Source organism: Streptomyces sp. NPDC052020 (assembly GCF_040680575.1).
Lineage (GTDB): Bacteria > Actinomycetota > Actinomycetes > Streptomycetales > Streptomycetaceae > Streptomyces.
Genome location: NZ_JBFAWY010000063.1, coordinates 1 through 24451, shown reverse-complemented (window position 1 = coordinate 24451; position 24451 = coordinate 1). Strand labels below are relative to the sequence as shown.

The following is a 24451-nucleotide window of genomic DNA, read 5'->3' as shown; positions in this document are numbered from 1 at the left end:
GCCCCAGGGCGGCGCGGGCGGCGCCCTGGCAGCGCCGGGCCGCGCGTCCCGCTCCGGCGGTCACGGCAACGCCGGGCAGCTCCCCGGGCGCGGGCCGCGCGTCCCGTCCCGGCGGTCACGGCAACGCCGGGCCGCGCCACCCACCCGCGCGGTCACCGCCGGCGAGACGTCACCACCGCCCGATATCCCCCACCGGCATCCGCGGAGCCCTCCGCGGCGGCACCCTCCCGCTCAGCAGGATCAGCCGGGCCGCCCGGTGCCGCTGCCCGGCGTACGGCTCCAGCAGCCGCAGCATCACCGCGTCGTCCGCGTGCCGGTCCCCGGCCAGCGCCCACCCCACGATCCCCGGCAGGTGCACGTCCCCGACCGTCACCGCGTCCGGCGCCCCATGACTGCGCTGCACGGTCTCCGCCGAGGTCCACGGCCCGATCCCCGGCACGACCTCCAGCCGCGCCTGCGCCGCCGCGGGCTCCATCCCCGCGGCCTCCTCCAGCCGCGCGGCGACCCGGACGGCGCGCAGGATCGTGGACGCCCGCTTGTCGTCGACGCCCGCCCGGTGCCACTCCCAGGAGGGGATGAGCGCCCACGTCCGAGGCGCGGGCATCACGTACATCCGGTCCGGGGCCGGGCCCGGCGCGGGCTCCCCGTATCCGCGGACGAGCAGCCGCCACGCCCGGTACGCCTCGTCCGTCGTGACCTTCTGCTCCAGCACCGACGGGATCAGCGACTCCAGTACCAGCCCGGTCCGCCCGAGCCGCAGCCCCGGCCGCCGGTGCCGGGCCAGCGCCAGCAGCCGGTGGCGCGGCGCGAACGCGGACGGGTCGTCGTCCGCGCCGAGCAGCCGCGGCAGGTGGTGCAGGAGCCAGTCCGCCCCGGGGCCCCACGCTTCGCCCCGCACCCGCGCGCCGTGCGCGGTGACCCGCAGTGTCCCCGGCCCGTCGGGCGTCCGGCTGGCCCGCCAGACCGACCCGTCCGGCAGGGCCCGGAAGGTGGGGTCGCCGGGGCCCCGGCGGAGCGGGCCGAGGACCAGGGCGAGGTCGAGCGGGCCGTCCGGGGTCCAGGTACGGGTCCTCGCCGGTGCCCCGGACTGGCGGGGCACGGCGGCATGGGTGCCGCGTACGGGTCTGGGGGCGAAGCGTCCGGCCACGAGTGGAGTCCCTGGGAAACGAGTGGTGCTCTACGAGGGTAGGCGCTCGCCGCCGGGTTCAGCGCACCTCGATGAAGGCGTCCGCCTCCCGCTCCGGGCGCGGCCTCGGCTCCCCGGCCGGGTGGCCGACGGCGACGGCGCCCATGGGATCCCAGTCCGGCGGCAGGTCCAGGACCTCCCGTACGACGTCCCGGCAGAACATCGTCGACGACACCCACGCCGACCCGAGCCGTTCCCCGGCCAGCGCGACCAGGAAGTTCTGCACCCCGGCCCCGGCCGCGACCACGAACATCTCCCGCTCGGCCCCGTCGCGCCGCGCGTCCCCGTAGGTGTGGGAGCCGTCCATGACGAGGCAGGGCACCACGAGGCAGGGCGCGTCGCGCAGGACGTCCCCGCGGCGGATCCGCTTGGCGATGGACTCCTCGCTCTTGCCGTCCCGCCGCAGGTCCGCGATCCAGGCGTCGCGCATGGCGTCGAGCAGACGGGTCCGGGCCTCGGCGGATTCCAGGAGGACGAAGCGCCAGGGCGTGGTGTGGTGCGGGGCCGGTGCCGTCACGGCCGCGGCGACCGCCCGGCGCACGGCACCCGGGTCGACCGGCTCGTCGGTGAAGGACCGCACGGTACGCCGCTGGGTCACCGCCAGCCGTACGGCCTCCGACGTGCCCAGGCGGAACATGTCGTCGCGGGCGCCGCGCACCATGGCCCGCGCTCCGGGCCCGTCGCCCCCGGCCAGGACGTGGGGCAGTCCGCGCACCACGGCCACCGGCAGTCCGGCGGCCTTGCCCTTCACCAGGTCCCCGGCGGCGGCGAGCTCGTCCGCCGTGGCGACGACGGTGGCGCTGAGCGGATTGCCGTGGGCGTCCGTGCCGCCGCGCAGGTCGTCCAGGACGCGGACCCCGGCCGCGCCGATCGCCACGTCCGTCAGGCCCGCGCGCCAGGGCCGGCCGAAGGTGTCGGTGATCACCACGCCGACCGTGACGCCGAGGGCGTCCCGCAGGCCGTCGCGGATCGTCCGGGCGGACGCGTCGGGGTCCTCGGGCAGCAGCAGGACCGTGCCGGCGGGGGTGTTGGAGGCATCCACCCCCGCGGCGGCCATGACCAGGCCCTGGCGGTTCTCGACGATGCGCAGCGGCCCGCGCCGGGCCACGACCCGCACGGTCTCCCGGTCGATCGCCGACTCCCGGTCGGCCGCCCGGACCAGCCGCCCCTCCGCCTTGGAGACGATCTTCGAGGTGACGAGCAGCACGTCCCCGTCGGCCAGCCCCGGCTCGGCGGACGCGATCAGCTTCGCCAGGTCGTCGCCCTCGCGCACCTCGGGGATGCCGGGGACGGCCCAGACCCGGTAGCCGTCGGCGGGTGCGCCGGTCACGCGGCACGCACCTCCTCGGCCAGCGCCAGTGCCTCCCGCGCCATCCGGGCGGCGGCGTCCAGGTCCGTCATCATCAGCGGTACGGCCTTGCAGCGGATCCCGGCCGCCTCCACCCGCTCGACCGCCGCCGCGTCGACCGTGTCGACGAGCCAGCCGTCGAGGAGGCCCGAACCGTAGTGCTCGGCGACCGCCGCCGCCGTGGACTCCACGCCGACCGCCGCGAGCACCTTGTCGGCCATGCCGCGCACCGGCGCGTCCCCGACGATCGGGGACAGGCCCACCACCGGCACCCCGGCGTCGGCGATCGCCTCCCTGATGCCGGGCACGGCGAGGATCGTGCCGACGGAGACGACCGGGTTCGACGGCGGGAAGAGGATCACGTCCGCCTCGGCGATCGCCTCCAGGACGCCGGGCGCCGGCTTCGCCTGCTCCGCGCCGACCGGTACGACCGCCTCGGCGGGAACGGAGGCCCGCAGCCGGACCCAGTACTCCTGGAAGTGGATCGCCTTGCGTTCGCCGTCGATCTCGACGGCGACATGGGTCTCGACGCGGTCGTCGGTCATGGGGATGAGCCGCACCCCGGGCTGCCAGCGGTCGCACAGGGCCTCGGTGACCGCGCTGAGCGGATAGCCGGCCCCCATCATCTGCGTCCGCACGATGTGCGTGGCGAAGTCCCGGTCGCCCAGGCCGAACCACTCCGGCCCGACGCCGTACGCGGCGAGCTCCTGCTTGAGGTGGAAGGTTTCGTCGGCCCTTCCCCAGCCCTGCTCCTCGTTGATGCCGCCACCGAGCGTGTACATCACCGTGTCGAGGTCCGGGCAGACCTTCAGCCCGAAGAGGTGGATGTCGTCCCCGGTGTTGCCGATGACCGTGATCTCCGCGTCCGGCGCGGCCCGCTTCAGGCCGCGCAGGAACCGGGCACCGCCGATGCCGCCTGCCAGAACCACAATGCGCATTCGGACAGTGTGTCAGCCGCCGGGCGCGGAGGTGGAAGGGCGGTCGCCGGGAGGGCCCGGCGGGCGGGCCCGGGGGCGGATCAGGCGGTCGTCGCGGCGGCGGACGCGTCGTGGACGGCCCGGGACGCGCACCGGGCGGAGTACATCGTCATCTCCGTCAGGCCCGGGTGGTAGACGTGCAGGCTGACCGCCGGCTCCAGGGCGTCGTTGACCACCTCGTGCACGTATCCCGGCGCGAACACGCGCTGCGCTCCCGGCCGCAACGCGCGCGTGCCGCTGCGCGTGTGCTCGGTCAGGGTGCCGTCGAGCACGGTCAGCACGCCGGAGGAGGGGCCGTGGTCGTGCGGGCCGCTGCCCTGGCCGGGCACCCAGGACAGCAGCCAGACCTCGTAACCGGGGCCGGTGCGCAGCCGGTGGTACCAGCGCGTCGTGGCGTCGTACCGGACGAGGGGCTCCCACTGGGACCGGTCGGCGGCGAGGGAACGGGCCAGGCCGGCGAACTCGGCGACGGTGGACGGGTGCTCGCGCGGGGGCTGGAGCAGGTGCGGGACTTCGAGGATGTCGCCGGCGATCTGGAGGTCGCTGTCGCTGTTCATGGGGTGCGGTGGTTCCTCGGCGGGAGAGGTCTGGGGGGAAGGCTGGGACGGGGCTGGAGGGGAGCCGGGGTGCCGGGTCGCGGATCGTCCGCCCGGTCACGGGGTGACGGGCATGCCCTGGTCGGGCGGGGGCGAGGGACCGGCCGAGGCTCGTGGACTCGGCGGGCAGCCGGAGCGGGCTTGGCTCAACAGCTGGGACGGCAACAGCTACAGCGAGCGCGGGCAGCACCGTGGGACCCGGCGGGGCGGGTCGTGGTGAGCACCGAGTTCGCGAGCATGCCCCCAAGGACAGCGGCTCACACCTTCACTGTCAACTCGGACCCGCTGGGTGGGATGTGTTTCACCTCATCCGGTTCATCTGGCAGGTGAAAGGTTTGTGCCGGGGACTTCCGGGACACATGGCGTCCAAGCCGGGCGCACAAGCCCCGTTGCGATCCCGTGATCGGAATGTGATCCGGTTCGCTTCGGAGCGTGTGCCGGAACGAGATCGAACCGCAGGGCGTCCTTCCCCGTACGGGTCCGTGCGGGGTCGCAGCCCTCTGCGGGAGCTCGTCCGTGTGTACAGGTTTATGGCGATTTGAACACTTTCCGCACGGCCTTGGTTCCGCAGAGTGAATAAGGGGCTCAATAGCAGATCTCGGCTTGACTCGCCCGGAGCAGCACACTTGTAATTTCACTCGTGTCGTTCAGCCGGGATCGGTAACGGCCACATCACGGGGACGCGAAAGACAGACGAGGGGCGCACATGACCGAGCTGGTGCAGCAACTGCTGGTCGACGACGCGGACGAGGAACTCGGCTGGCAGGAGCGCGCACTGTGCGCCCAGACCGACCCCGAGTCCTTCTTTCCCGAGAAGGGCGGCTCGACCCGCGAGGCCAAGAAGGTCTGCCTCGCCTGTGAGGTCCGCTCCGAGTGCCTCGAGTACGCCCTCGCCAACGACGAGCGCTTCGGCATCTGGGGCGGCCTGTCCGAGCGGGAGCGCCGCCGGCTGAAGAAGGCCGCTGTCTGAGAGACCGCTGTCTGAGAGGCCGCTGCCTGAAAGGTCGCCGGTCCGGGCGCCGCCGGTCTGGACATCGCTGGTCCGGGTGCCGCCGCCGGAAGGCGCCGGCTGGCGCTGGGGCCGCTGTCCGGGCGGGGTGTCCGAGGGGCGCCCGTCCGCGGAGGCGTCGCGGGAGCTGTGCGGTCTGACGAACGGACATATCCGCACGCACATACGGTCATACGGTACGAACGGCCCGTCGCCCGGGGCTGTCCACAGGCGGCGGGCCGTCGTCATGGCCAGCCGATAGTGTGGTCGCTCGTCCGAGACGCCCCGCCATCCCCAGGAGGAGCGGGCGTCCACCGCAGTCCACCGAACCGGGGCCCGTACCTCGATGTCCGTGCACAGCCACACGGCAGCTCGCCAAGACACCGCTGCCCTCCCTGAGTTTCCGCGTCATGTGGTGACCGCGGTCCTCGTCTCCCACGACGGCGCCCGCTGGCTGCCCGACGCGCTCGCCGCGCTGCTCGGCCAGGAGCGCCCCGTCCAGTACGCCGTCGCGGCCGACACCGGCAGCGCGGACGCCTCCGCGCACCTGGTCGCCGAAGCCCTCGGCGACGACCGCGTCCTCCACCTGGCCCGGCGCACCGGCTTCGGCCAGGCCGTCGAGGAGGCGGTCCGCACCGTTCCGGTCCTCACCCCGGACGAGCTGCCCTACCTGAAGCGGCCCAGCGGCTGGGACCCCGCCACGCGCACCTGGCACGACGACGCCTACGACCTGCCCGACCTCCCCCACGGAGAGCCGGTCCAGTGGCTGTGGCTGCTGCACGACGACTGCGCCCCCGAACCCGACGCGCTCGCCCAGCTGCTGCGCGTCGTGGAGAACGAGTACGAGCTCGGCCGCGACGACGTCGCCGTCGTCGGCCCCAAACTCCGCGGCTGGTACGACCGCCGGCAACTGCTGGAGGTCGGCGTCTCCATCGCCGACTCCGGCCGCCGCTGGACCGGCCTGGACCGCCGTGAGCAGGACCAGGGCCAGCACGACCACATCCGGTCCGTGCTGTCGGTGTCCACCGCCGGCATGCTGATCCGGCGTGACGTCTTCGAGCGGCTCGGCGGGTTCGACCGGCAACTGCCCCTCATGCGCGACGACGTCGACCTGTGCTGGCGGGTCCACGCGGCCGGCCTGCGGGTGCTGGTCGCGCCCGAGGCCGTCGTACGGCACGCCGAGGCGGCCTCCCGAGAGCGCCGCACCGTCGACTGCGCCGGGCGCACCACCGCCTCCCCGCACAAGGTCGACAAGGCCGGCGCCGTCTACACGCTGCTCGCCAACACCCGTACGGCCGCCCTGCCCTGGGTGCTGCTGCGCCTGGTCCTCGGCACGCTGCTGCGCACCCTCGCCTACCTTGTGGGCAAGGTCCCCGGACAGGCCGTCGACGAGATCCGCGGCCTGCTGAGCGTGGTGCTGCGGCCGGAGCGGATCGTCGCCGCGCGGCGCCTGCGGGGCCGTCCGCAGATCGACAAGGCCGAGCTGCGGGCGCTGTTCCCGCCGCCCGGCGCCACCATCCGCGCCACCGTCGAACAGGTCGCGGGCAACCTCGCCGGCCGCTCCGACCCCGAGTCGGCCGCGGGCGCCGGACGGCACGGCGGCGCCATCGAATCCGGACCCGGCGGCGACGACGCCGACTTCCTGGAGGTCGAGCAGTTCGCCCGCCTCAAGCGCGTCGCCCGCAAGCCCGGCCCGGTGCTCTTCCTGGTGCTGCTGCTCTTCTCCCTCGTCGCCTGCCGCGCCCTGCTGAGCGGCGGCGCCCTCGCGGGCGGCGCCCTCCTGCCCGCCCCGGCCGGCGCCGGCGAGCTGTGGTCCCGGTACGCCGACTCCTGGCACGCCGTGAGCCTCGGCGGCACCTCCTCCGCGCCGCCCTATCTCGCGATCATCGCCACCCTCGCGTCCCTGCTGCTGGGCTCGACCGGGCTCGCCGTCACCGTCCTGCTCGTCGGCTCCGTCCCGCTGGCCGGCGTGACCGCGTACTTCGCCTCCCGCCCGCTCGTCACCTCCCGGCTGCTGCGCGCGTGGGCGGCCATCGCCTACGCCTTCCTGCCCGCCGTCACCGGCGCGCTCGCCGGCGGCCGCGTCGGCACCGCCGTCCTGGCCGTCCTGCTGCCGCTCCTCGCCCGCGCGGGCATCGCGGCCGGCGGACTCGCGCACCCCTCGGGCGCGCGCGGCAGCTGGCGGGCCACCTGGGCCTACGCGCTGCTGCTGACCCTCACCACCGCCTTCACGCCGATCGTCTGGCCCATCGCGTTCGTCCTCGGTGCCGCGCTGCTCGTCCTGCGCCGGAGCGACATCACGGCGTACGGGCCGCGCTTCCTCGCCCAGCTCGGCACGCCCCTGCTCCTTCTCGCCCCCTGGTCGCTGTCGCTGCTGCCGTTCGGCTTCTTCCAGGAGGCCGGGCTCGACTACGGCCCCTCGGCCGCCTCCGCCCTGGACCTGCTGGGAGCCAGCCCGGGCGGACCCGGCACCGCCCACGGACTGATGCTCATCGGCATCGTGCTGGCCGCGCTCGCCGCCCTGCTGCGCTCCGAGCGCCGCACGGGCATCCTGACCGCCTGGGCCGTCGCCCTCGTGGGCTTCGTCTTCGCGGTGCTGTCCAACGGCTCCGCCTGGGCCGGCCCCGCGACCCTCGTCCACGGCATCGCCCTGCTCGGCGCGGCGGCGCTAGGCGCCGACGGGGCACGCGCGCGCGTGGCCGAGCAGAGCTTCGGCTGGCGCCAGCCCGTCGCCGCGCTGATCGCCTTCGCCTCGGCCGCGGGCCCCCTGCTCCTCGCCGCCGGCTGGATGGTGCGCGGCGCCGACGGGCCGCTGGAGCGGCGCGACCCCGTGCAGGTGCCCGCGTTCGTCGCCGAGGAGAGCGGCACCCGCGACCAGGCCCGCACCCTCGTCCTCGACGGCGACTCCGCGGCCCACATGAGCTACATGCTGGTCCGCGGCTCCGGAGTCCGCCTCGGCGACGCCGAGTTCGCCGCGGCCGACGGCGACAACGGCGGGCTCGACAAGGTGGTCGCCAACCTCGTCGCCGGCTCCGGCGCCGACCAGGCCGACCAGCTCGGCGGCTTCGCCGTGCGCTACGTCCTCGTCCACGAGGGCGCGCCCCGCCAGGTCGCGCGCGTCCTCGACGCCACGCCCGGGCTGAGCCGGCTCAGCGAACAGGACGGCAACGCCCTGTGGCGGGTGGACCAGGAGGTGGCCCGGGCCACCATCGTGCCCGGTGCGGAGGGCTCCGGGACCGAGTCCGGCACGCGCTCCGCCGCGCCGCAGCCCGTCGCGGCCGGGCCCGTCGAGATCCACACCACGATCCCCGCCGGCCCCGAGGGACGGGTGCTGCGCCTGGCCGACGCCGCCGCCGAGGGCTGGACGGCGACCCTGGACGGCAAGCCGCTCGCCCGCACCACCGTCGACGGCTGGGCCCAGGGCTTCGAACTCCCCGCCGCCGGCGGCAGGCTGGACGTCACCTACGAGGACCCGTTCACCCACACCGCGTGGCTGTGGGCGCAGGGCGTCCTCGCCGTCGTCCTCGTCGTGCTCGCCCTGCCCGGACGCCGGCGCGACGTCGACGACGACCTGCCCGAGGAGCCGGTCGCCCCGGCGCCGGCCGCCACCGGCGACGGCCGCCGCGCCCGGCGGCTGCGCGCGCAGGCCGAGGCGGCGGAGGCGGCCGGGACGACGGACGCAACCGGGGCCGCCGCGGGCGCGGGAGCCGGCGACGCGGATTCCGGAGGCGGTGCTTTGGGCGCTGGGGGATTCCCCGTCCCGCCGCCCGGGGCCCAGCCCGCGGCGGTGCCGCGGCAGGCCTCCTACGGGGAGTGGGACACGCCGAGCCCCGCGGAGGACGGGTACGGCACGTACGGGTACCCGGAGGGCTCGCCGTACGGGACCGAGGCGTACGGGCAGCCGTACCACGCGGGCCAGGGGCGGGCCGACGCCTACCCGGCGGATCCGTACGGCCCGGCCGACTACCCGGCCGGGTCGTATCCCGCCGGTTCGCAGCGGCCCGACGCCTATCCGGCGGGCCCGTACCAGGCGGGCCAGTACGACCCGTACGCCTACGACGGCTCCTCCTCGCCGGGGACGTACGGCCAGGGGTATCCCCAGGGGTACGACCCGGACCGGTCCCCCGATCCCGATCCCCATGGCACGGGCAGTGAGCGTCCCGACGGGAGTCAGCAGTGAACCGCACCACCCTGTCCCTCATCGCCGGTGTGACGGCGCTCGCCGCCGTCACCGGGTTCGCCGCGCTCAGCGCGCCGGACGCCTCCGGCGGCGACGCCACCGGGGCGGCCGCCCGGCTGCCCGTGGAACGCACCAGCCTGGTGTGCCCGGCGCCGAGCACGTCCGACCTCGCCGAGACGGCCTACACGTCGTTCACCCCCGTCACCAAGGGCGCGGCAGGCAGCGGCGGCAAGGCCGAGCTGAGGGCGGCACCGGACAAGCCCGGCAAGGGCGCCGAGGTGCCCGAGGTGGCGCCGAAGGCGCCCGGCACGCCGGTGACCGGGGCCGGCTCCGGCGCCGACGTGCCGGCGCTCGTCGGGACCGCCGAGGGCAGGTTCGCGCCCGGCTGGACCGTGCAGCAGACCACCGAGGTCGCCGCCGGCACCGGGCGGGGGCTCCAGGGGATCGCCTGCGCCGAGGCGGACACGGACTTCTGGTTCCCCGGCGCCAGCACGGCCTCCGACCGCACGGACTACGTGCACCTGACCAACCCCGACGACTCGGCCGCCGTCGTGGACGTCGAGCTGTACGGCAAGGACGGGGCCCTGAAGTCGACGGTGGGAGAGGGCATCACGGTGCAGCCGCACACCAGTGAGCCGATCCTGCTGTCCACGCTCGGCGACACGGGGCAGAACGACCTGACCGTGCACGTCAACGTCCGCAGCGGGCGGGTCGGGGCGGCCGTCCAGGCCCTGGACGACAGGCTCGGCGGTGACTGGCTCGCCCCGTCCGCGAGCCCCGCGGGCACGCTCGTACTGCCGGGCATCCCGAAGGACGCCGCGGCGGTGCGGCTGGTGCTGTTCACACCCGGTGACACCGACGCCGACCTCAAGCTGCGGCTGGCCTCCCGCTCCGGGATGATCACGCCGGCCGGGCACGAGACCGTGCACGTGAAGGCGGGCGCCACGACCACGGTCGAGCTCGGGAACGTCACGCGGGGCGAGGCCGGATCGCTGGTGCTGACGCCGACGGGGCGGTCGGTGCCGGTGGTGGCCGCGGCGCGGGTGGTGCGCGGCAAGGACGGCAAGCAGGAGACGGCGTTCATCCCGGCCGGCGGGCCGGTGGGGGAGCGGGCGACGTCGGCGGACAACCGGGCCGAGGGCACGACGCTGTCCCTGTCGGCACCCGAGGGCGGCGCCAAGGTCAGGATCACGGCCTCGGCGGGCAGCGAGGGCGGCACGGCCGTGTCGAAGACGGTCACCGTCAAGGGGGGCACGACCCAGGACGTCGAGGCGCCGGTCCCCGGCGGTCTGAAGGGGACGTACGCCCTGACCGTGGAGTCCCTGTCGGGCGGTCCCGTGTACGCGGCCCGGCTGCTGACGGCGACGGAGGGCGACACCACCGGCTTCACGATCCAGACCCTGCGAGACGACCGGGGCATGGTGGCGGTCCCGGTCACGGAAGAGGACCTGACGGTGCTCCAGAAGTAGGGGGGACCCCGTAGGCGCCGGGCCGCGCGTCCGGCCCGGCGGTCACCGTGGCGCCGGGCCGCTCCGGCCGCTGCCGCGCGCCCCGCCGCGCGGTCCTCGGCGGCATCCGCCGGCGCCGGGCCGCACGCCCCACGCCCGCGGTCACCGCGGCACCCCCGCACCCCCCGGTTCAGTCCTCGCCGTACCGCGGATCCACCGTCTCCGGTGTGAGCCCCAGCAGTTCGGCGACCTGTTCGACGACGACCTCGTGCACCAGCGCGGCCCGCTCCTCGCGGCCCTTGGTGCGGATCTCGACCGGCCGCCGGTAGACGACCACCCGCGCCCGCCGCCCGTCCCGCGCGGAGATCGTGCCGCCCAGGGGCACCGCCTCGTCGTCCCACACCTGGCCGGGTCCGTCCAGGTGAGGCACGTCGAGGACGAGGAAGTCGATGTCGGCGAGTTGCGGCCACCGCCGTTCGAGGCGCTCCACGGAATCCTGCACGAGATCCGCGAACGCCTCCGCGCGGCTCATGGCGAGGGGGACCTGGGGTGGAGCGATCGGGCCGCGCATGCCCCGGCCGTGGCGGTCACGGCGGCGGGGTCCTGTTCCGGCGGCACGGGGCGTCACGGGGTTGTCCATCACTGGTGAAGGGTAGTCCTCGCCGGGGCCGCGCGCCCGGTCCACGCGGCGTACCGGCCACCCCCCGGCGGCCCGCGCCGGACGCCGCCGGACGACCATTCCAGCCAAGGTTGCATGCGATTCCGCATGTTTCGGAGTCCGAGGGCCTCGCGGCGAATCGTTCCTTTTGCGCCGGGTCGTACCGGGCCCACGGTCGGCTCCCGGCCGTGGAAAGCGGTGTTCGCGCAGGTCAGCGCGGTGTGTCGGAAGGGGAGTGTGGGGCGTTTCACACCGCGACACGGTGGTGTGACCTGGTCCAGAGTCGTCGCGGCCCGCTCAAGAGTGCGGTACCGTCCAACGTCGTGAGCCCTGTACGTCGCTGTTCGCGCACCGCTTGCGGCCGTCCTGCCGTCGCGACGCTGACGTACGTCTACGCCGATTCGACGGCGGTTCTCGGCCCGCTCGCCACCTACGCCGAACCCCACTGCTACGACCTGTGCGCCGAGCACTCCGAGCGCCTGACCGCCCCCCGTGGCTGGGAGGTCGTCCGGCTGCTCGACGGATCCGCTCCGGCGCGGCCCAGCGGGGACGACCTGGAAGCGCTCGCCAACGCGGTGCGCGAGGCGGCCCGGCCGCAGGAGCGCGCCGCCGGGGCCGGTGGCGGGGCGCGCGCGGCCGATCCGATGGAGGTCGCGCGGCGAGGGCATCTGCGGGTCCTGCGGTCGCCGGACAACTGAGCCCCCTGTGCGCCGAGTGACGCACGGGCATTGACGTCGGCTTGGCGCGGACACGACCATTCCGGAAGCGGCGGAACATCGTTTTCGCACGGCGGAATCCGGGGAGGCGCCCGTGTACGTCCAGCAACTGGAACCCGTCGCCGGCTCACTGGGGCTGTCCGCCCTCGTGGCGGCCCTGCCCCTCGCGATCGTCCTCGTCCTGCTCGGCGGTGTCCGGATGAAGGCGCACCTGGCGGGCCTGACGGGGCTGCTGGCGGCCGTCCTCGTCGCCTGGCTCGCCTACGGCATGCCCCTGGACCAGACGCTCTCCAGCGCCGCCCAAGGGGCCGCCTTCGGGCTTTTCCCCATCCTGTGGATCGTCGTCAACGCGCTGTGGGTGTACCGGATGACCGTCCGCACCCGGCACTTCGACATCCTGCGCCGCTCCTTCGGGCGGCTCTCCGACGACCCGCGCATCCAGGCACTGGTGATCGCCTTCTGCTTCGGCGCCCTGCTGGAGGCCCTCGCCGGATTCGGCGCGCCCGTGGCGATCTGCTCGGTGATGCTCGTCGCGCTGGGCTTCGACCCGGTGCGCGCGGCGGTCGTCGCCCTGGTCGCCAACACCGCGCCGGTCGCCTTCGGCGCGATGGGCACCCCGGTGGTGACGCTGGCCCAGGTGACCGGGCTGCCGCTGGACGACGTCGCCTCCGTGGTGGGGCGTCAGACCCCGCTGCTCGCCCTCGTCGTGCCGCTCGTCCTGGTCGGGCTCGTCGACGGGCGGCGCGGGCTGCGCGAGACCTGGGTGCCCGCGGTGGCGTGCGGAGCCGCCTTCGCCGTCGCCCAGTTCGTCGCCGCCAACCACGTCTCCGCCCAACTCGCCGACATCGGCGCCGCCCTGGCCGGCGCGGGCGCCCTGGTCGCCGTACCGCACGCGCGCGTGCCCGCCGCCGAGGCCGTCCGCGCCCGCGTGCTGACCGGCGTACGCAGCGAGGAACTCGACCAGGACGATCCGCGCCGGGAGGTGCTGCGGGCCTACGCGCCGTACGCCCTGATCGTCGCGGTCTTCTCCGTCGCGCAGATCCCGGCGGTCAAGGGCCGGCTGGCCGGGGCGACACAGACGTACGACTGGCCCTTCCTGGACGTGGCCGGCGCGGACGGGCGGCCGGCCGGCGGGAACGTCTTCAGCTGGCCGATCGTCTCCACCGGCGGCACGCTCGTACTGATCGCCGGGCTGGGCACGGCGGCCGTACTCGGCGTGCACGCGCGCGTGGCGGTCAAGGAGTGGCTCGCCACCGTCCGCGAACTGCGGTTCGCGATCCTGACCGTGACCTCCGTCCTGGCCCTCGCCTACGTCATGAACCTCTCCGGGCAGGCCGCCACCATCGGCCACTTCGTCGCCGCGGCCGGCGCCGGGCTCGCCTTCCTGTCGCCGGTGCTGGGATGGTTCGGCGTCGCCGTCACCGGGTCGGACACCTCCGCCAACGCCCTCTTCGGCGCCCTCCAGGTGACCGCCGCGCGGGAGTCGGGGCTGTCGCCGCAGCTGCTGGCCGCCGCCAACAGCTCGGGCGGCGTGCTCGGGAAGATGATCTCGCCGCAGAACCTCACCATCGCCTGTGCGGCCGTCGGCCTGGCGGGCCGCGAGGGCGACCTGCTGCGCAAGGTGCTGCCCTGGAGCCTGGGCCTGCTTCTGGTGATGTGCCTGATCGTGGCCGGGCAGTCCGCGCCGGTACTGGGCTGGATGCTGCCCTGAGCCAGGACGCCGGAAGGCGGCCGGCCGGCCTCCGCGCGGCCCGTTGTCGGTGGTTGCGGGTAGTTTGAGGGCGCCGATAGGAATTTCAGGAGGGTTGGCCGTGGCTGCTGATCTGTCACAGATCGTGAAGGCGTACGACGTACGCGGGGTGGTCCCGGACCAGTGGGACGAGGCGCTGGCCGAGCTGTTCGGGGCCGCCTTCGTCCAGGTGACGGGGGCGAGCGCCGTCGTCACCGGGCACGACATGCGACCCTCCTCACCCGGCCTCGCGGGGGCCTTCGCGCGCGGCGCGGCGGCGCGCGGCGCCGACGTCACCGAGATCGGCCTGTGCTCCACCGACCAGCTCTACTACGCCTCGGGCGCGCTGGACCTGCCGGGCGCGATGTTCACGGCGTCCCACAATCCCGCGCGGTACAACGGCATCAAGATGTGCCGCGCCGGGGCCGCCCCCGTCGGGCAGGACACCGGGCTCGCCGGCATCCGCGCCCTCGTCGAGCGGTGGAGCGAGTCCGGCGCCCCCGCTCCGGTGGCCGCCCCCGGCACGGTCACGCGGCGGGAGACCCTCGCGGACTACGCCGCCCACCTGCGCTCCCTCGTCGACCTCGCCGCCATCCGCCCCCTGAAGGTCGTCGTCGACGCGGGCAACGGCATGGGCGGGCACACGGTCCCCTCGGTCTTCGCCGGCCTGCCCGTGGACCTCGTCCCGATGTACTTCGAACTGGACGGCACCTTCCCCCACCACGAGGCCAACCCGCTCGACCCGGCCAACCTCGTCGACCTCCAGAAGCGGGTCCGCGAGGAGGACGCCGACCTCGGCCTCGCCTTCGACGGCGACGCCGACCGCTGCTTCGTCGTCGACGAGAACGGCGACCCCGTCTCCCCGTCGGCCATCACGGCCCTGGTCGCCCGCCGCGAACTCGCCCGCAACGGCGGCAAGGGCACGGTCATCCACAACCTGATCACCTCCTGGTCCGTGCCCGAGGTCGTGCGGGAGCACGGCGGCACACCGGTGCGCACGCGCGTGGGCCACTCCTTCATCAAGGCCGAGATGGCCCGCACCGGCGCGATCTTCGGCGGCGAGCACTCCGCGCACTACTACTTCCGCGAGTTCTGGAACGCCGACACGGGCATGCTCGCCGCGCTGCACGTCCTGGCGGCCCTCGGCGGCCAGGACGGCCCCCTGTCCGCCCTGGTCGCCGAGTACGACCGGTACGCCGGCTCCGGCGAGATCAACTCCACCGTCGACGACCAGGCGGGCCGCCTCGCCGCCATCAGAGCGGCCTACGAGGGCCGCGCCGACGTCACCCTCGACGACCTGGACGGCCTGACCGTCACCGCCGCCGACTGGTGGTTCAACGTCCGCCCCTCCAACACCGAACCGCTGCTGCGCCTGAACGCCGAGGCGCGCGACGAGGCCACCATGGCCAAGGTGCGGGACGAGGCCCTGGCCCTCATCCGGGGCTGACACCGCCCCGCCGCGCGGTCGCGGCCCGGAAGAACACCGCGACCGCTCGGCGACCCCCCGCCCCGCCCCCACCGGCGGTACGCTGACCAGCACATCCGCACAAGCCCCCGCCCCGAAGGGAAACCCCATGCCGCTCGAAGCCGGCCTCCTGGAGATCCTCGCCTGCCCGGCCTGCCACGCGCCCCTCAAGGAGCAGGACGCCGAGCTGATCTGCACCGGCCAGGACTGCGGCCTGGCCTACCCCGTACGCGACGGCATCCCCGTCCTGCTCGTCGACGAGGCCCGCCGCCCGGCGTAGCGGCGTATCCGCGCGCGGGACGGGCAGGAGGGCAGGAAACCGACCCACAGGTCACACGGGCCACGGGTTCCGGTGGTCTCGCCCAGGCCGCCCCCGGCACCGCCCGGAGAGCCCCGCGCCCGCGCGACACCGTCCGCGGACACCCCCGCCGCCCGCGTCACCGAACCCCGGCGATCGGAGAACTGCCGCCATGCTCGACGAAGCGCTGCTCGACAACCCGGAGGGGCTCGCCGAGGCAGACCGCCGCGGCCTGCTCCGCGGTGCCGCCGAGGCCGGTGCCCGGGTGCGCACCGCCGCCCGGTACGCCGCCGAGGCCGGCATCCACACCCTCAAGCCGGACGGCCGCCCCCGCGCCGTCCTCATCGCCGGCCCCGGAGCCGCCGCCACCCACACCGCCGACCTCCTCGGCACGCTCGCCGGCGCCGGCAGCCCGGTCACCCGGCTGGCGCCCACCGGAGTCGCCTCCGCCGCCGGCGCCCTGCGCTGGGAACTGCCCGGCTGGGCCGGCTCCGTCGACCTGCTGCTGATCGCCACCCCCGACGGCACCGAGCCGGGCCTGTCCCTGCTCGCCGAACAGGCCTACCGCCGCGGCTGCACGGTCGTCGGCGTGGCCCCCGCCCGCTCCCCCCTCGCCGAGGCGGTGGACGGGGCCCACGGCCTGTTCCTCCCGATGGCGACCGCCCCCTACGACGTCGAGGAGCCGCTGGCCGCCTCCGCCCCCGGCGTCCTGTGGGCCCTGCTCACCCCGCTGCTCGCGCTCCTGGACCGCACCGGCCTGCTCACCGCCCCGCCCGACGCCCTGGACAAGGTCGCCGACCGCCTCGACCAGATCGCCGAACGCTGCGGGCCCGCCATCGCGACGTACGCCAACCCCGCCAAGACACTGGCCGCCGAACTCGCCGACGCCCTCCCCATCGTGTGGACCGAGGGCACCTCGGCGGGGCCCGCGGGCCGGCGCTTCGCCGCCGCGCTGGCCGAGCTGTCCGGCGTACCGGCGGTCGTGGCGGAGCTGCCCGAGGCGCTCGCCGCGCACGGCGCCCTGCTCGCCGGCCCGCTCGCCGCCGGAGCCGACCCCGACGACTTCTTCCGGGACCGCGTCGAGGAACCGCCCGCCCTGCACGCGCGCGTGGTGCTGCTGCGCGACCGCCCGATCGGCAGCCTGACCGCGGCCCCGGCCGCCCGTGACGTGGCCCTCGACCACGACACGCCGATCAGCGAACTGGAACCGGAAGCGGGCGGCGAACTGGAGACCCTCGCGGAACTGATCGCCATGACGGATTTCGCCGCCGTTTACCTGGCGCTCGCCTCGCGGGCCGCATCCTGACCCCGTGCGGCCGTGCGCCCCGCCCGGCCGCCCGCCCGGCACCGCCGCCCCGCGCGGCGCGACGGCCCGGCCCGTGCGGGAGCCGCCCGGCCGCCGCCCGGTGACCGGCGCCCGCAGCACCGCGTACGTACGGAGACGAAGACAGCGCATGGACCGCCTCGACAACACCGTCCGCCCCTACGCCTGGGGTTCCCCGACCGCCATCCCCGAGCTGCTCGGCACCGAACCGACCGGCGAACCGCAGGCCGAGATGTGGATGGGCGCCCACCCGGGCGCGCCCTCGCGCACCGCGCGCGGCACCCTGCTGGAGGTCATCGAGGCCGACCCGCGGCGCGAGCTGGGCCCCCGGACGGTCGAGAGGTTCGGCCCGCGCCTGCCCTTCCTCCTCAAGATCCTCGCCGCCGGGGCCCCGCTCTCCCTCCAGGTCCACCCCGACCTGGACCAGGCCCGCCGGGGATACGAGGACGAGGAACGCCGCGGCATCCCGGCCGACGCGCCGCACCGCAACTACAAGGACGCCAGCCACAAGCCGGAACTGATCTGCGCCCTCACCGAGTTCGACGGCCTGTGCGGCTTCCGGCCCCCGGCCGAGGCCGCCGGCCTGCTCGACGGCCTCGGCGTCGCCTCCCTCAAGCCGTACGCCGACCTCCTGCGCGCCCACCCCGAGGACGCCGCCCTGCGCGAGGTGCTCACCGCCCTGCTCACCGCGGACCCCGAGGAGATGGCCCGTACGGTCGCCGAGGCGGCCGCCGCCTGCGCCCGTCTCGGCGGCGCCTACACCCCCTACGCCGGCATCGCCCACCACTACCCGGGCGACCCCGGCGTGCTCGCCGCGATGCTCCTCAACCACGTCCGGCTGCGACCGGGCGAGGCCCTGTACCTCGGCGCCGGCATCCCGCACGCCTACCTCAACGGCCTCGGCGTCGAGATCATGGCCAACTCCGACAACGTCCTGCGCTGCGGCCTGACCCCCAAGCACGTCGACGTCCCGGAACTGCTGCGCGTCGTCCGGTTCGAAGCCGGCGACCCCGGGGTACTGCGGCCGGAGGCGTCCTCCGGCGGCGAGGAGGTCTACGAGACCCCGGCCGACGAGTTCCGCCTGTCCCGGTACGTCCTGCCCGAGGGCGCCGCCGCCCGCGACCTCACCCTCCCCGCCCCGCAGATCCTGCTCTGCGCGGCGGGTGCCGTACGCGCGGGCGAGCACCGGCTGACGCCCGGCGCGTCGGTGTTCGTCCCCGCGGGCGAGAAGGCCGAAGTATGGGGTACCGGTACGGTCTTCCGGGCCACCGTCCGCGTCTGACGCGGACACCACCGGCAGGCGGCACGACGGCGCCTGCCGGGCTGCAACAATGGCCCACCGCGAAGGCGGGGCACAGCCGGACGACGGCCCAGCCCCCCGGCGTACACCGGCAGACGAAGTCGAAGGGACAACGCGACACATGAGCGCGTCAGGCGGCACCAAGGCGATCGTGGCGGCACTGCTCGCCAACCTCTCGATCGCGGTAGCGAAATTCGTGGCGTTCCTCTTCAGCAACTCGTCGTCCATGCTCGCCGAGTCCGTGCACTCGCTCGCCGACTCCGGCAACCAGGCCCTGCTGCTGCTCGGCGGCAAGCGGGCGCAGCGCGCCGCCACCCCGCAACACCCCTTCGGCTACGGCCGCGAGCGCTACATCTACGCCTTCCTCGTCTCCATCGTCCTGTTCTCGGTCGGTGGCATGTTCGCCCTCTACGAGGGCTACGAGAAGATCAAGCACCCGCACGAACTGGAGCACTGGTACTGGCCGGTGGGCGTCCTGGTCTTCGCGATCATCGCCGAGTCCTTCTCCTTCCGGACGGCCATCAAGGAGTCCAACGTCCTGCGCGGCCGGAAGTCCTGGAAGGAGTTCGTCCGCCACGCCAAGGCGCCCGAGCTGCCGGTCGTCCTCCTGGAGGACCTCGGCGCGCTCGTCGGCCTCATCCTGGCCCTCGGCGGCGTCGGTCTCGCCCTGCTCACCGGCAACGGCGTCTGGGACGGCATCGGCACCCTCTGCATCGGCGTCCTGCTCATCCTGATCGCGCTGGTCCTCGCCGTCGAGACCAAGTCGCTCCTGCTGGGCGAGTCCGCCGGCGCCGAGGAGGTCGGCAAGATCGAGGCCGCGGTCGTCGACGGCGACACGGTCACCGGCATCATCCACATGCGCACGCTCCACCTCGGCCCCGAGGAACTGCTCGTCGCCGCCAAGATCGCCGTACGGCACGACGGCACGGCCGGCGAGATCGCCGGGGCCATCGACGCGGCCGAGGCCCGCATCCGCGACGCCGTCCCGATCGCCCGCGTCATCTACCTGGAGCCGGACATCTACAGCGAGACCGAGGCGGCCAAGGGTCCGGACCGCGAGGCCAGCCCGGGCGGCCCCGCCCCGCACGGCTCCGGCCACTGACCACCGCGTACTCCTCCACACAGGGCCCGCCCGGCACGTCCGGCGGGCCCTGCGCGGTTTTCCGGAGGGGGCGCCGGACCCGCCCGGACTGCCGGTCACGGACGGTGATGGCGTGAAGTGTTCGGCGGCGGGCTGGGGGCGGCCGGGGGGACCGGTGTAGCTTGGGATGGAGCCAGACGTCGCTGCTGATGGCGGTCGGGCGGACCCAGGACGGGCCGGCCGAGGGAGAGAGGGCCTCCGACGGACTGCGCTGCGCGCACGCGGGCATGCCTGTGTCCTCTTAGGGCACCCCTGTGTCCGCCGCCGCGCAGGTCAGCCGTACCCACCTCGACCCAACCCGAGGAGCAGCCCGTAATGACGACTGTCGACAACCGGCAGGACTTCAAGGTCGCCGACCTTTCCCTGGCCGAGTTCGGCCGCAAGGAGATCACTCTCGCCGAGCACGAGATGCCGGGCCTGATGGCGATCCGCGAGGAGTACGCCGAGGCACAGCCTCTCAAGGGCGCCCGCATCACCGGTTCGCTGCACATGACCGTGCAGACCGCCGTGCTCATCGAGACCCTGGTCGCCCTCGGCGCCCGGGTCCGCTGGGCGTCCTGCAACATCTTCTCCACCCAGGACCACGCCGCGGCCGCCATCGCCGTCGGCCCGAACGGCACCCCCGACAACCCCCAGGGCGTCCCGGTCTTCGCCTGGAAGGGCGAGACGCTCCAGGAGTACTGGTGGTGCACCGAGCAGGCCCTGACCTGGCCGGACAGCCCCACCGGCGGCCCGAACATGATCCTGGACGACGGCGGTGACGCCACCCTCCTCGTCCACAAGGGCGTCGAGTACGAGAAGGACGGCAAGGTCCCCTCGCCCGACACCGCCGAGTCCGACGAGCACCGCGTCATCCTGGAGCTGCTGACCCGCACCCTGGGCGAGAACCCCCAGAAGTGGACCCAGCTCTCCTCCGAGATCCGCGGGGTGACGGAGGAGACCACGACGGGCGTCCACCGCCTGTACGAGATGCAGCGCGAGGGCACCCTCCTCTTCCCGGCGATCAACGTCAACGACGCCGTGACCAAGTCGAAGTTCGACAACAAGTACGGCTGCCGCCACTCCCTGGTCGACGGCATCAACCGGGCCACCGACACCCTGATCGGCGGCAAGACCGCCGTCGTGTGCGGCTACGGCGACGTGGGCAAGGGCTGCGCGGAGTCCCTGCGCGGGCAGGGCGCCCGGGTGATCGTCACCGAGATCGACCCGATCTGCGCGCTCCAGGCGGCGATGGACGGCTACCAGGTCACGACCCTGGACGAGGTCGTGGAGACGGCCGACATCTTCATCACCACGACCGGCAACAAGGACATCATCATGGCCGGTGACATGGCCAGGATGAAGCACCAGGCGATCGTCGGGAACATCGGCCACTTCGACAACGAGATCGACATGGCCGGCCTGGCCAGGGTCCCCGGCATCGTCAAGGACGAGATCAAGCCGCAGGTCCACACCTGGACCTTCCCCGACGGCAAGAAGATCATCGTGCTGTCCGAGGGCCGTCTGCTGAACCTGGGCAATGCCACCGGCCACCCCTCGTTCGTGATGTCCAACTCCTTCGCGGACCAGACGCTGGCCCAGATCGAGCTGTTCACCAAGCCCGACGCGTACCCGACCGGTGTCTACGTGCTGCCCAAGCACCTGGACGAGAAGGTCGCCCGCCTCCACCTCGACGCGCTCGGCGTGAAGCTGACCACGCTCCGTCCCGAGCAGGCCGAGTACATCGGTGTCAAGGTCGAGGGCCCGTACAAGCCGGACCACTACCGCTACTGACCGCTACCGAGACCGCGCCGCCGCCCACGGCGGGCGCGTCCGCGACGGACGCGCCCGCCACGGCAGGTCCTCCGAGGCAGGCCCCCGCACCCCCGTGCCGGGGGCCTGCCCCGTTCGGCGGACCAGCGATCCGGCCCGGCCCGTCACGACCCGACCCGGTACGACCCAGGACCCCCATGCCCCGCGGCCGTTATTCGCTCCACGATCCGCACGATCACACCCCCCTGGCAGAAGAACACTTCCAGTGCGCCCCCGGCCCCTCCGGCTGGCGCTACGTCTCCCGGCTGACCACCCCCTCGGGCGACCTCCGCGGCTCCGTCGATCTCACCCTCGACGACCTCGGCCGGCCCATCCGCCTCGAACTCCACGCCGCCCACTGGCAGGTGCGCGGCGCCGCCCTCGACGGCGTCACCTGGGTCCGCACCGACCCCGCCGGGGCTCAGGCCACGGAAGGCAATGTGCGCGCCCACGCCTTCACCGGCACATCCCCCGCCTTCCTCGTCGCCACCGCCCGTCTCCTGCGCCTCACCCCCTCCGCGGCGGCCACCCGCGTACGCCTCGTCGCCTTCACCGATCCGGTCCTCGCCCCGCGCACCGTGGACCAGTCCTGGGCCTTGGTGGACAGAGAAACACACCCCACTGACAACGGCCCCCTCACCGTGGACGCGTACCAGGTCACAGCCCTGGACACCGGCGAACAGCACAGCGTCCACATCGCCGGCGACGTGGTCCTCGCCGCTCCCGGCATCGAGCTGGAGGACCTCGAGTCACCGCCCTCGGCCTTCCCGTGATCCGGCGCCCGCCAACGGCCCGGAGACGCACCGACCGGTTCGGCCGGTCCGCCGGGCCCGCCGGGGGCCGCGGCGCGGTCACCCGGACCGGCGACTACGCGGGCGGTACGAAACCGGAGGCAGGCCGCTCGGCCGGGCGCGGCACCGGCGGCACCGCGGGCCCGCCTCCGCCCGCCGTGGTCTGGCCCCGCCCGCCGGCCGCTCCTGCCGCCGCGCCGTACCCGGCATCGCGGACATCCGGCCGTGCGGGCACCGTCGCGTCCGGCACCACGGGACCCGCCGCCGCGGAGCCCGGCACCGGGTAGGCCACCGCTACGCCCGTCGCCACACTGTTCGGCGCCGCACCGCTCCCGGAAGCCCGCCGGGCCTCCCGGGCCTGCCGCTCCTGCACCACGGCGGCCAGATAGGCCGCCGGCGGAACGCCCGGCGGCACCGGAGCCCCCGTACGCGCCGCGACATCGGCGGCGAGCCGCTCCGCCATGGCCCACCCGACCCGCGGATCCAACTGCCGCATCCGCGTCAGGTACTGGCGCACGGCCAGCCACAGGGCATCCGGAACCGCCGACAGATCCAGACCCGAGAACCGTCCCGCCAGCCACGGCGGAGGCGGAGGCACGAACGCCGCCGGGGACACCGGCACCCGCTCCCGGACCACGAGGGTCCCCGCGAACACGTCACCGATCCGCCGCCCCCGCGCCGACGCCAGCGAGGCGATGCAGGCGACCACCCCGAACGTCATGAGGATCTCGACCACGCCGATCAACCCCCGCACCAGCGCGTGCCGGAACCGGATCGGCCCCCCGTCGTCCCGCACCACCCGCAGCCCGCAGGCCATCTTCCCGAGCGACCGCCCATGACTGAGCGTCTCCACCGCGACCGGCCCGCCCACCAGCAGCAGCACGAACGCCGCGATCGACACCGCCGTCTGCGCCGCCGCGTCCAGCGAGGCCGTGGAAGCCACCAGCGCGACGGTCACCGCCACGTACACGGCCATGGCCACCGCCAGATCGAGCAGCACGGCCAGGGCCCTGCTGGGCAGCCTCGCGGGGCGCAGCTCCAGTGCCACCGCCTCGCCCGTCACCAGCTCACTCACGCCTGCCACCCTTCCCCTGGCCTGCCCCCGACACCGCCAGTCTGCCAAGCTGAGGGCGCAGCGCGCCGCAGTACGACAAGCAGATCCACGCCGAGCCGCCGACGACAGCCAGGAGCAGGCACCCCGATGGACCTCGACGTCTTCGTCTCCGCCCACCGAGCCGAATGGGACCGCCTCGACGCGCTGCTCCGCCGCCGGCGCCGTCTCAGCGGAGCCGAGACCGACGAACTCGTCGCCCTCTACCAGCGCGCCGCCACCCATCTCTCCCTGATCCAGTCCAGTGCCCCGGACCCTCAGCTGACCGGGCGGCTCAGCCAACTGGTGGCACGCGCGCGCGGCGCCGTGACAGGCACCCGACGCGCCTCATGGCGCGACGTCGTCCGCTTCCTCGCCCACGGATTCCCCGCCGCCGTCTACCGGGCACGCCACTGGTGGGTCCCCACCGCACTGCTGTCGACCGCGGTGGCGGCCCTTCTGGGGTGGTGGATCGGCACCCACCCCGAGGTGCAGTCCTCCATAGCGGCGCCCAGTGAACTGCGCGAGCTGACCCGCCCCGGCGGCCAGTACGAGACGTACTACTCGAGCCACCCCGCGGCCTCGTTCGCCGCCCAGGTCTGGACGAACAACGCCTGGGCCGCCGCGCTCTGCCTGATCCTCGGAGTCTTCCTGGGGCTTCCGGTGATCTGGATCCTCTTCCAGAACATGCTCAACCTCGGCGTCGGGTTCGGCCTGATGTCCTCGGCCGGCCGCCTCGACACCTTCCTCGGGCTCGTCCTGCCGCACGGCCTGCTCGAGCTCACCGCCGTCTTCGTGGCCGCCGGCACCGGCCTGCGCCTCGGCTGGACGCTCGTCGACCCGGGTCCGCGCACCCGGCGCGCGGCTCTCGCCGAGGAGGGCCGGGCAGCCATCGGCATGGCGATCGGCCTCGCCCTGGTCCTCTTCGTGTCCGGTGCCATCGAAGGCTTCGTCACCCCCTCCGGCCTGCCCACCTGGGCACGCATCGGCATCGGAATCACGGCGGAGCTGGCCTTCCTCGCCTATGTCTACGGGGTGGGCGGTCGCGCCGCCCGCTCCGGAGAGACCGGCGACATCGAGGAGGCCGAGCGCAGCGCGGCGGTGCCCACCGCCGCCTGATGTGCGGACATCCCCGTCGAGCTGCTAGTCTCCTCTTCGCCCCACAAGAGCCGTTGACACGGAGGGCGTGGGGAGGTAGATTCAAACAGTTGCCTGGACAGGGGCTCAGCTCCGCAGGTACGGTAAGTATCTACCTCGCTTCTTGAAACGATGTTTTCACAGAAGCCCCCGATGAATCGGAAAAGGAACGGCTGATCGTGCCGCTCCGAGAATCTGATAAAGTCGGAACCGCCGGAAAGGGAAACGCGAGAGCGGGAACCTGGAAAGCACCGAGGAAATCGGATCGAGAAAAGATCTGATAGAGTC

Annotated in this window: 19 protein-coding genes; 13 read left to right on the top strand and 6 right to left on the bottom strand. The window is 74.2% G+C overall.

What is annotated here, in order from left to right; all coding sequences use genetic code 11:
- Window positions 1–169: 169 nt before the first annotated feature.
- The 4 genes from AB0L74_RS33875 to AB0L74_RS33860 form a co-directional block, all read right to left on the bottom strand.
- On the bottom strand, window positions 170–1147 hold the full coding sequence (locus tag AB0L74_RS33875; RefSeq protein ID WP_365661149.1) for a DNA-3-methyladenine glycosylase 2 family protein: 978 nt from the start codon (window positions 1145–1147) through the stop codon (window positions 170–172).
- Window positions 1148–1205: 58 nt separating this feature from the next.
- Window positions 1206–2516, bottom strand: coding sequence for a coenzyme F420-0:L-glutamate ligase (locus AB0L74_RS33870; protein WP_365661146.1), 1311 nt, complete (start codon window positions 2514–2516; stop codon window positions 1206–1208).
- Window positions 2513–3472 (bottom strand): 2-phospho-L-lactate transferase, encoded by a 960-nt coding sequence (gene cofD, locus AB0L74_RS33865; RefSeq protein ID WP_365661143.1) that lies wholly within the window; start codon window positions 3470–3472, stop codon window positions 2513–2515. The genes AB0L74_RS33870 and cofD overlap by 4 nt, the downstream gene beginning before the upstream one ends.
- An 80-nt stretch (window positions 3473–3552) precedes the next feature.
- Complete coding sequence (locus tag AB0L74_RS33860; RefSeq protein ID WP_365661140.1) at window positions 3553–4068, bottom strand: cysteine dioxygenase family protein; 516 nt, start codon at window positions 4066–4068, stop codon at window positions 3553–3555.
- Between the two features lie 745 nt (window positions 4069–4813).
- Here AB0L74_RS33860 and AB0L74_RS33855 point away from each other — a divergent pair.
- From AB0L74_RS33855 to AB0L74_RS33845, 3 genes are all read left to right on the top strand, one after another.
- The gene (locus tag AB0L74_RS33855; RefSeq protein ID WP_003975777.1) at window positions 4814–5077 is read left to right on the top strand and encodes a WhiB family transcriptional regulator; all 264 of its coding nucleotides are present in this window, start codon (window positions 4814–4816) and stop codon (window positions 5075–5077) included.
- Window positions 5078–5441: 364 nt separating this feature from the next.
- Entirely contained in the window at window positions 5442–9275 is a 3834-nt protein-coding gene (locus tag AB0L74_RS33850) for a glycosyltransferase (protein ID WP_365661137.1), read from the top strand.
- On the top strand, window positions 9272–10744 hold the full coding sequence (locus AB0L74_RS33845) for a DUF5719 family protein (RefSeq protein WP_365661134.1): 1473 nt from the start codon (window positions 9272–9274) through the stop codon (window positions 10742–10744). The genes AB0L74_RS33850 and AB0L74_RS33845 overlap by 4 nt, the downstream gene beginning before the upstream one ends.
- Window positions 10745–10913: 169 nt before the next feature.
- Here AB0L74_RS33845 and AB0L74_RS33840 read toward each other — a convergent pair whose 3' ends face one another.
- The gene (locus tag AB0L74_RS33840) at window positions 10914–11363 is read right to left on the bottom strand and encodes a metallopeptidase family protein (protein WP_365661155.1); all 450 of its coding nucleotides are present in this window, start codon (window positions 11361–11363) and stop codon (window positions 10914–10916) included.
- A 290-nt stretch (window positions 11364–11653) separates the two neighbouring features.
- On the opposite strand from AB0L74_RS33840, the gene AB0L74_RS33835 reads away from it, so the two are divergent.
- The 9 genes from AB0L74_RS33835 to AB0L74_RS33795 all read left to right on the top strand — a co-directional run bounded on the left by AB0L74_RS33835 (window position 11654) and on the right by AB0L74_RS33795 (window position 21918).
- Complete coding sequence (locus AB0L74_RS33835) at window positions 11654–12079, top strand: DUF3499 domain-containing protein (protein WP_078648257.1); 426 nt, start codon at window positions 11654–11656, stop codon at window positions 12077–12079.
- 112 nt (window positions 12080–12191) lie between these two features.
- Window positions 12192–13808: an L-lactate permease gene (locus tag AB0L74_RS33830; RefSeq protein WP_365661131.1), complete on the top strand. Its 1617-nt coding sequence runs from the start codon at window positions 12192–12194 to the stop codon at window positions 13806–13808.
- Between the two features lie 100 nt (window positions 13809–13908).
- On the top strand, window positions 13909–15273 hold the full coding sequence (locus AB0L74_RS33825; protein ID WP_365661127.1) for a phosphomannomutase/phosphoglucomutase: 1365 nt from the start codon (window positions 13909–13911) through the stop codon (window positions 15271–15273).
- A 127-nt stretch (window positions 15274–15400) separates the two neighbouring features.
- A complete protein-coding gene (locus tag AB0L74_RS33820; protein WP_020940431.1) occupies window positions 15401–15571 on the top strand; it encodes a Trm112 family protein in 171 nt (56 codons plus the stop codon).
- Between the two features lie 190 nt (window positions 15572–15761).
- Entirely contained in the window at window positions 15762–16895 is a 1134-nt protein-coding gene (locus AB0L74_RS33815) for an SIS domain-containing protein (RefSeq protein WP_365661124.1), read from the top strand.
- A 148-nt stretch (window positions 16896–17043) separates the two neighbouring features.
- Entirely contained in the window at window positions 17044–18195 is a 1152-nt protein-coding gene (gene manA, locus AB0L74_RS33810; RefSeq protein ID WP_365661152.1) for a mannose-6-phosphate isomerase, class I, read from the top strand.
- A 139-nt stretch (window positions 18196–18334) separates the two neighbouring features.
- On the top strand, window positions 18335–19315 hold the full coding sequence (locus tag AB0L74_RS33805) for a cation diffusion facilitator family transporter (RefSeq protein ID WP_365661121.1): 981 nt from the start codon (window positions 18335–18337) through the stop codon (window positions 19313–19315).
- A 354-nt stretch (window positions 19316–19669) separates the two neighbouring features.
- A complete protein-coding gene (ahcY, locus tag AB0L74_RS33800) occupies window positions 19670–21127 on the top strand; it encodes an adenosylhomocysteinase (protein ID WP_365661118.1) in 1458 nt (485 codons plus the stop codon).
- A gap of 176 nt (window positions 21128–21303) precedes the next feature.
- Entirely contained in the window at window positions 21304–21918 is a 615-nt protein-coding gene (locus AB0L74_RS33795; protein WP_365661115.1) for a hypothetical protein, read from the top strand.
- Between the two features lie 94 nt (window positions 21919–22012).
- Here AB0L74_RS33795 and AB0L74_RS33790 read toward each other — a convergent pair whose 3' ends face one another.
- The gene (locus tag AB0L74_RS33790; RefSeq protein WP_365661112.1) at window positions 22013–23011 is read right to left on the bottom strand and encodes an RDD family protein; all 999 of its coding nucleotides are present in this window, start codon (window positions 23009–23011) and stop codon (window positions 22013–22015) included.
- Window positions 23012–23137: 126 nt separating this feature from the next.
- Between AB0L74_RS33790 and AB0L74_RS33785 the strand changes: the two genes are divergently transcribed.
- A complete protein-coding gene (locus tag AB0L74_RS33785; protein WP_365661109.1) occupies window positions 23138–24145 on the top strand; it encodes a stage II sporulation protein M in 1008 nt (335 codons plus the stop codon).
- The last annotated feature ends 306 nt before the right edge of the window (window positions 24146–24451 follow it).

Bases quoted from the DNA above. Each gene is read 5' to 3' on its own strand.
- manA (WP_365661152.1), top strand. From the start codon at position 17,044: ATGGACCGCCTCGACAACACCGTCCGCCCCTACGCCTGGGGTTCCCCG.
- AB0L74_RS33795 (WP_365661115.1), top strand. From the start codon at position 21,304: ATGCCCCGCGGCCGTTATTCGCTCCACGATCCGCACGATCACACCCCC.
- AB0L74_RS33840 (WP_365661155.1), bottom strand. From the start codon at position 11,363: ATGGACAACCCCGTGACGCCCCGTGCCGCCGGAACAGGACCCCGCCGC.
- AB0L74_RS33860 (WP_365661140.1), bottom strand. From the start codon at position 4,068: ATGAACAGCGACAGCGACCTCCAGATCGCCGGCGACATCCTCGAAGTC.
- AB0L74_RS33815 (WP_365661124.1), top strand. From the start codon at position 15,762: ATGCTCGACGAAGCGCTGCTCGACAACCCGGAGGGGCTCGCCGAGGCA.
- AB0L74_RS33855 (WP_003975777.1), top strand. From the start codon at position 4,814: ATGACCGAGCTGGTGCAGCAACTGCTGGTCGACGACGCGGACGAGGAA.
- AB0L74_RS33785 (WP_365661109.1), top strand. From the start codon at position 23,138: ATGGACCTCGACGTCTTCGTCTCCGCCCACCGAGCCGAATGGGACCGC.
- AB0L74_RS33820 (WP_020940431.1), top strand. From the start codon at position 15,401: ATGCCGCTCGAAGCCGGCCTCCTGGAGATCCTCGCCTGCCCGGCCTGC.
- AB0L74_RS33850 (WP_365661137.1), top strand. From the start codon at position 5,442: ATGTCCGTGCACAGCCACACGGCAGCTCGCCAAGACACCGCTGCCCTC.
- cofD (WP_365661143.1), bottom strand. From the start codon at position 3,472: ATGCGCATTGTGGTTCTGGCAGGCGGCATCGGCGGTGCCCGGTTCCTG.
- ahcY (WP_365661118.1), top strand. From the start codon at position 19,670: ATGACGACTGTCGACAACCGGCAGGACTTCAAGGTCGCCGACCTTTCC.
- AB0L74_RS33805 (WP_365661121.1), top strand. From the start codon at position 18,335: ATGAGCGCGTCAGGCGGCACCAAGGCGATCGTGGCGGCACTGCTCGCC.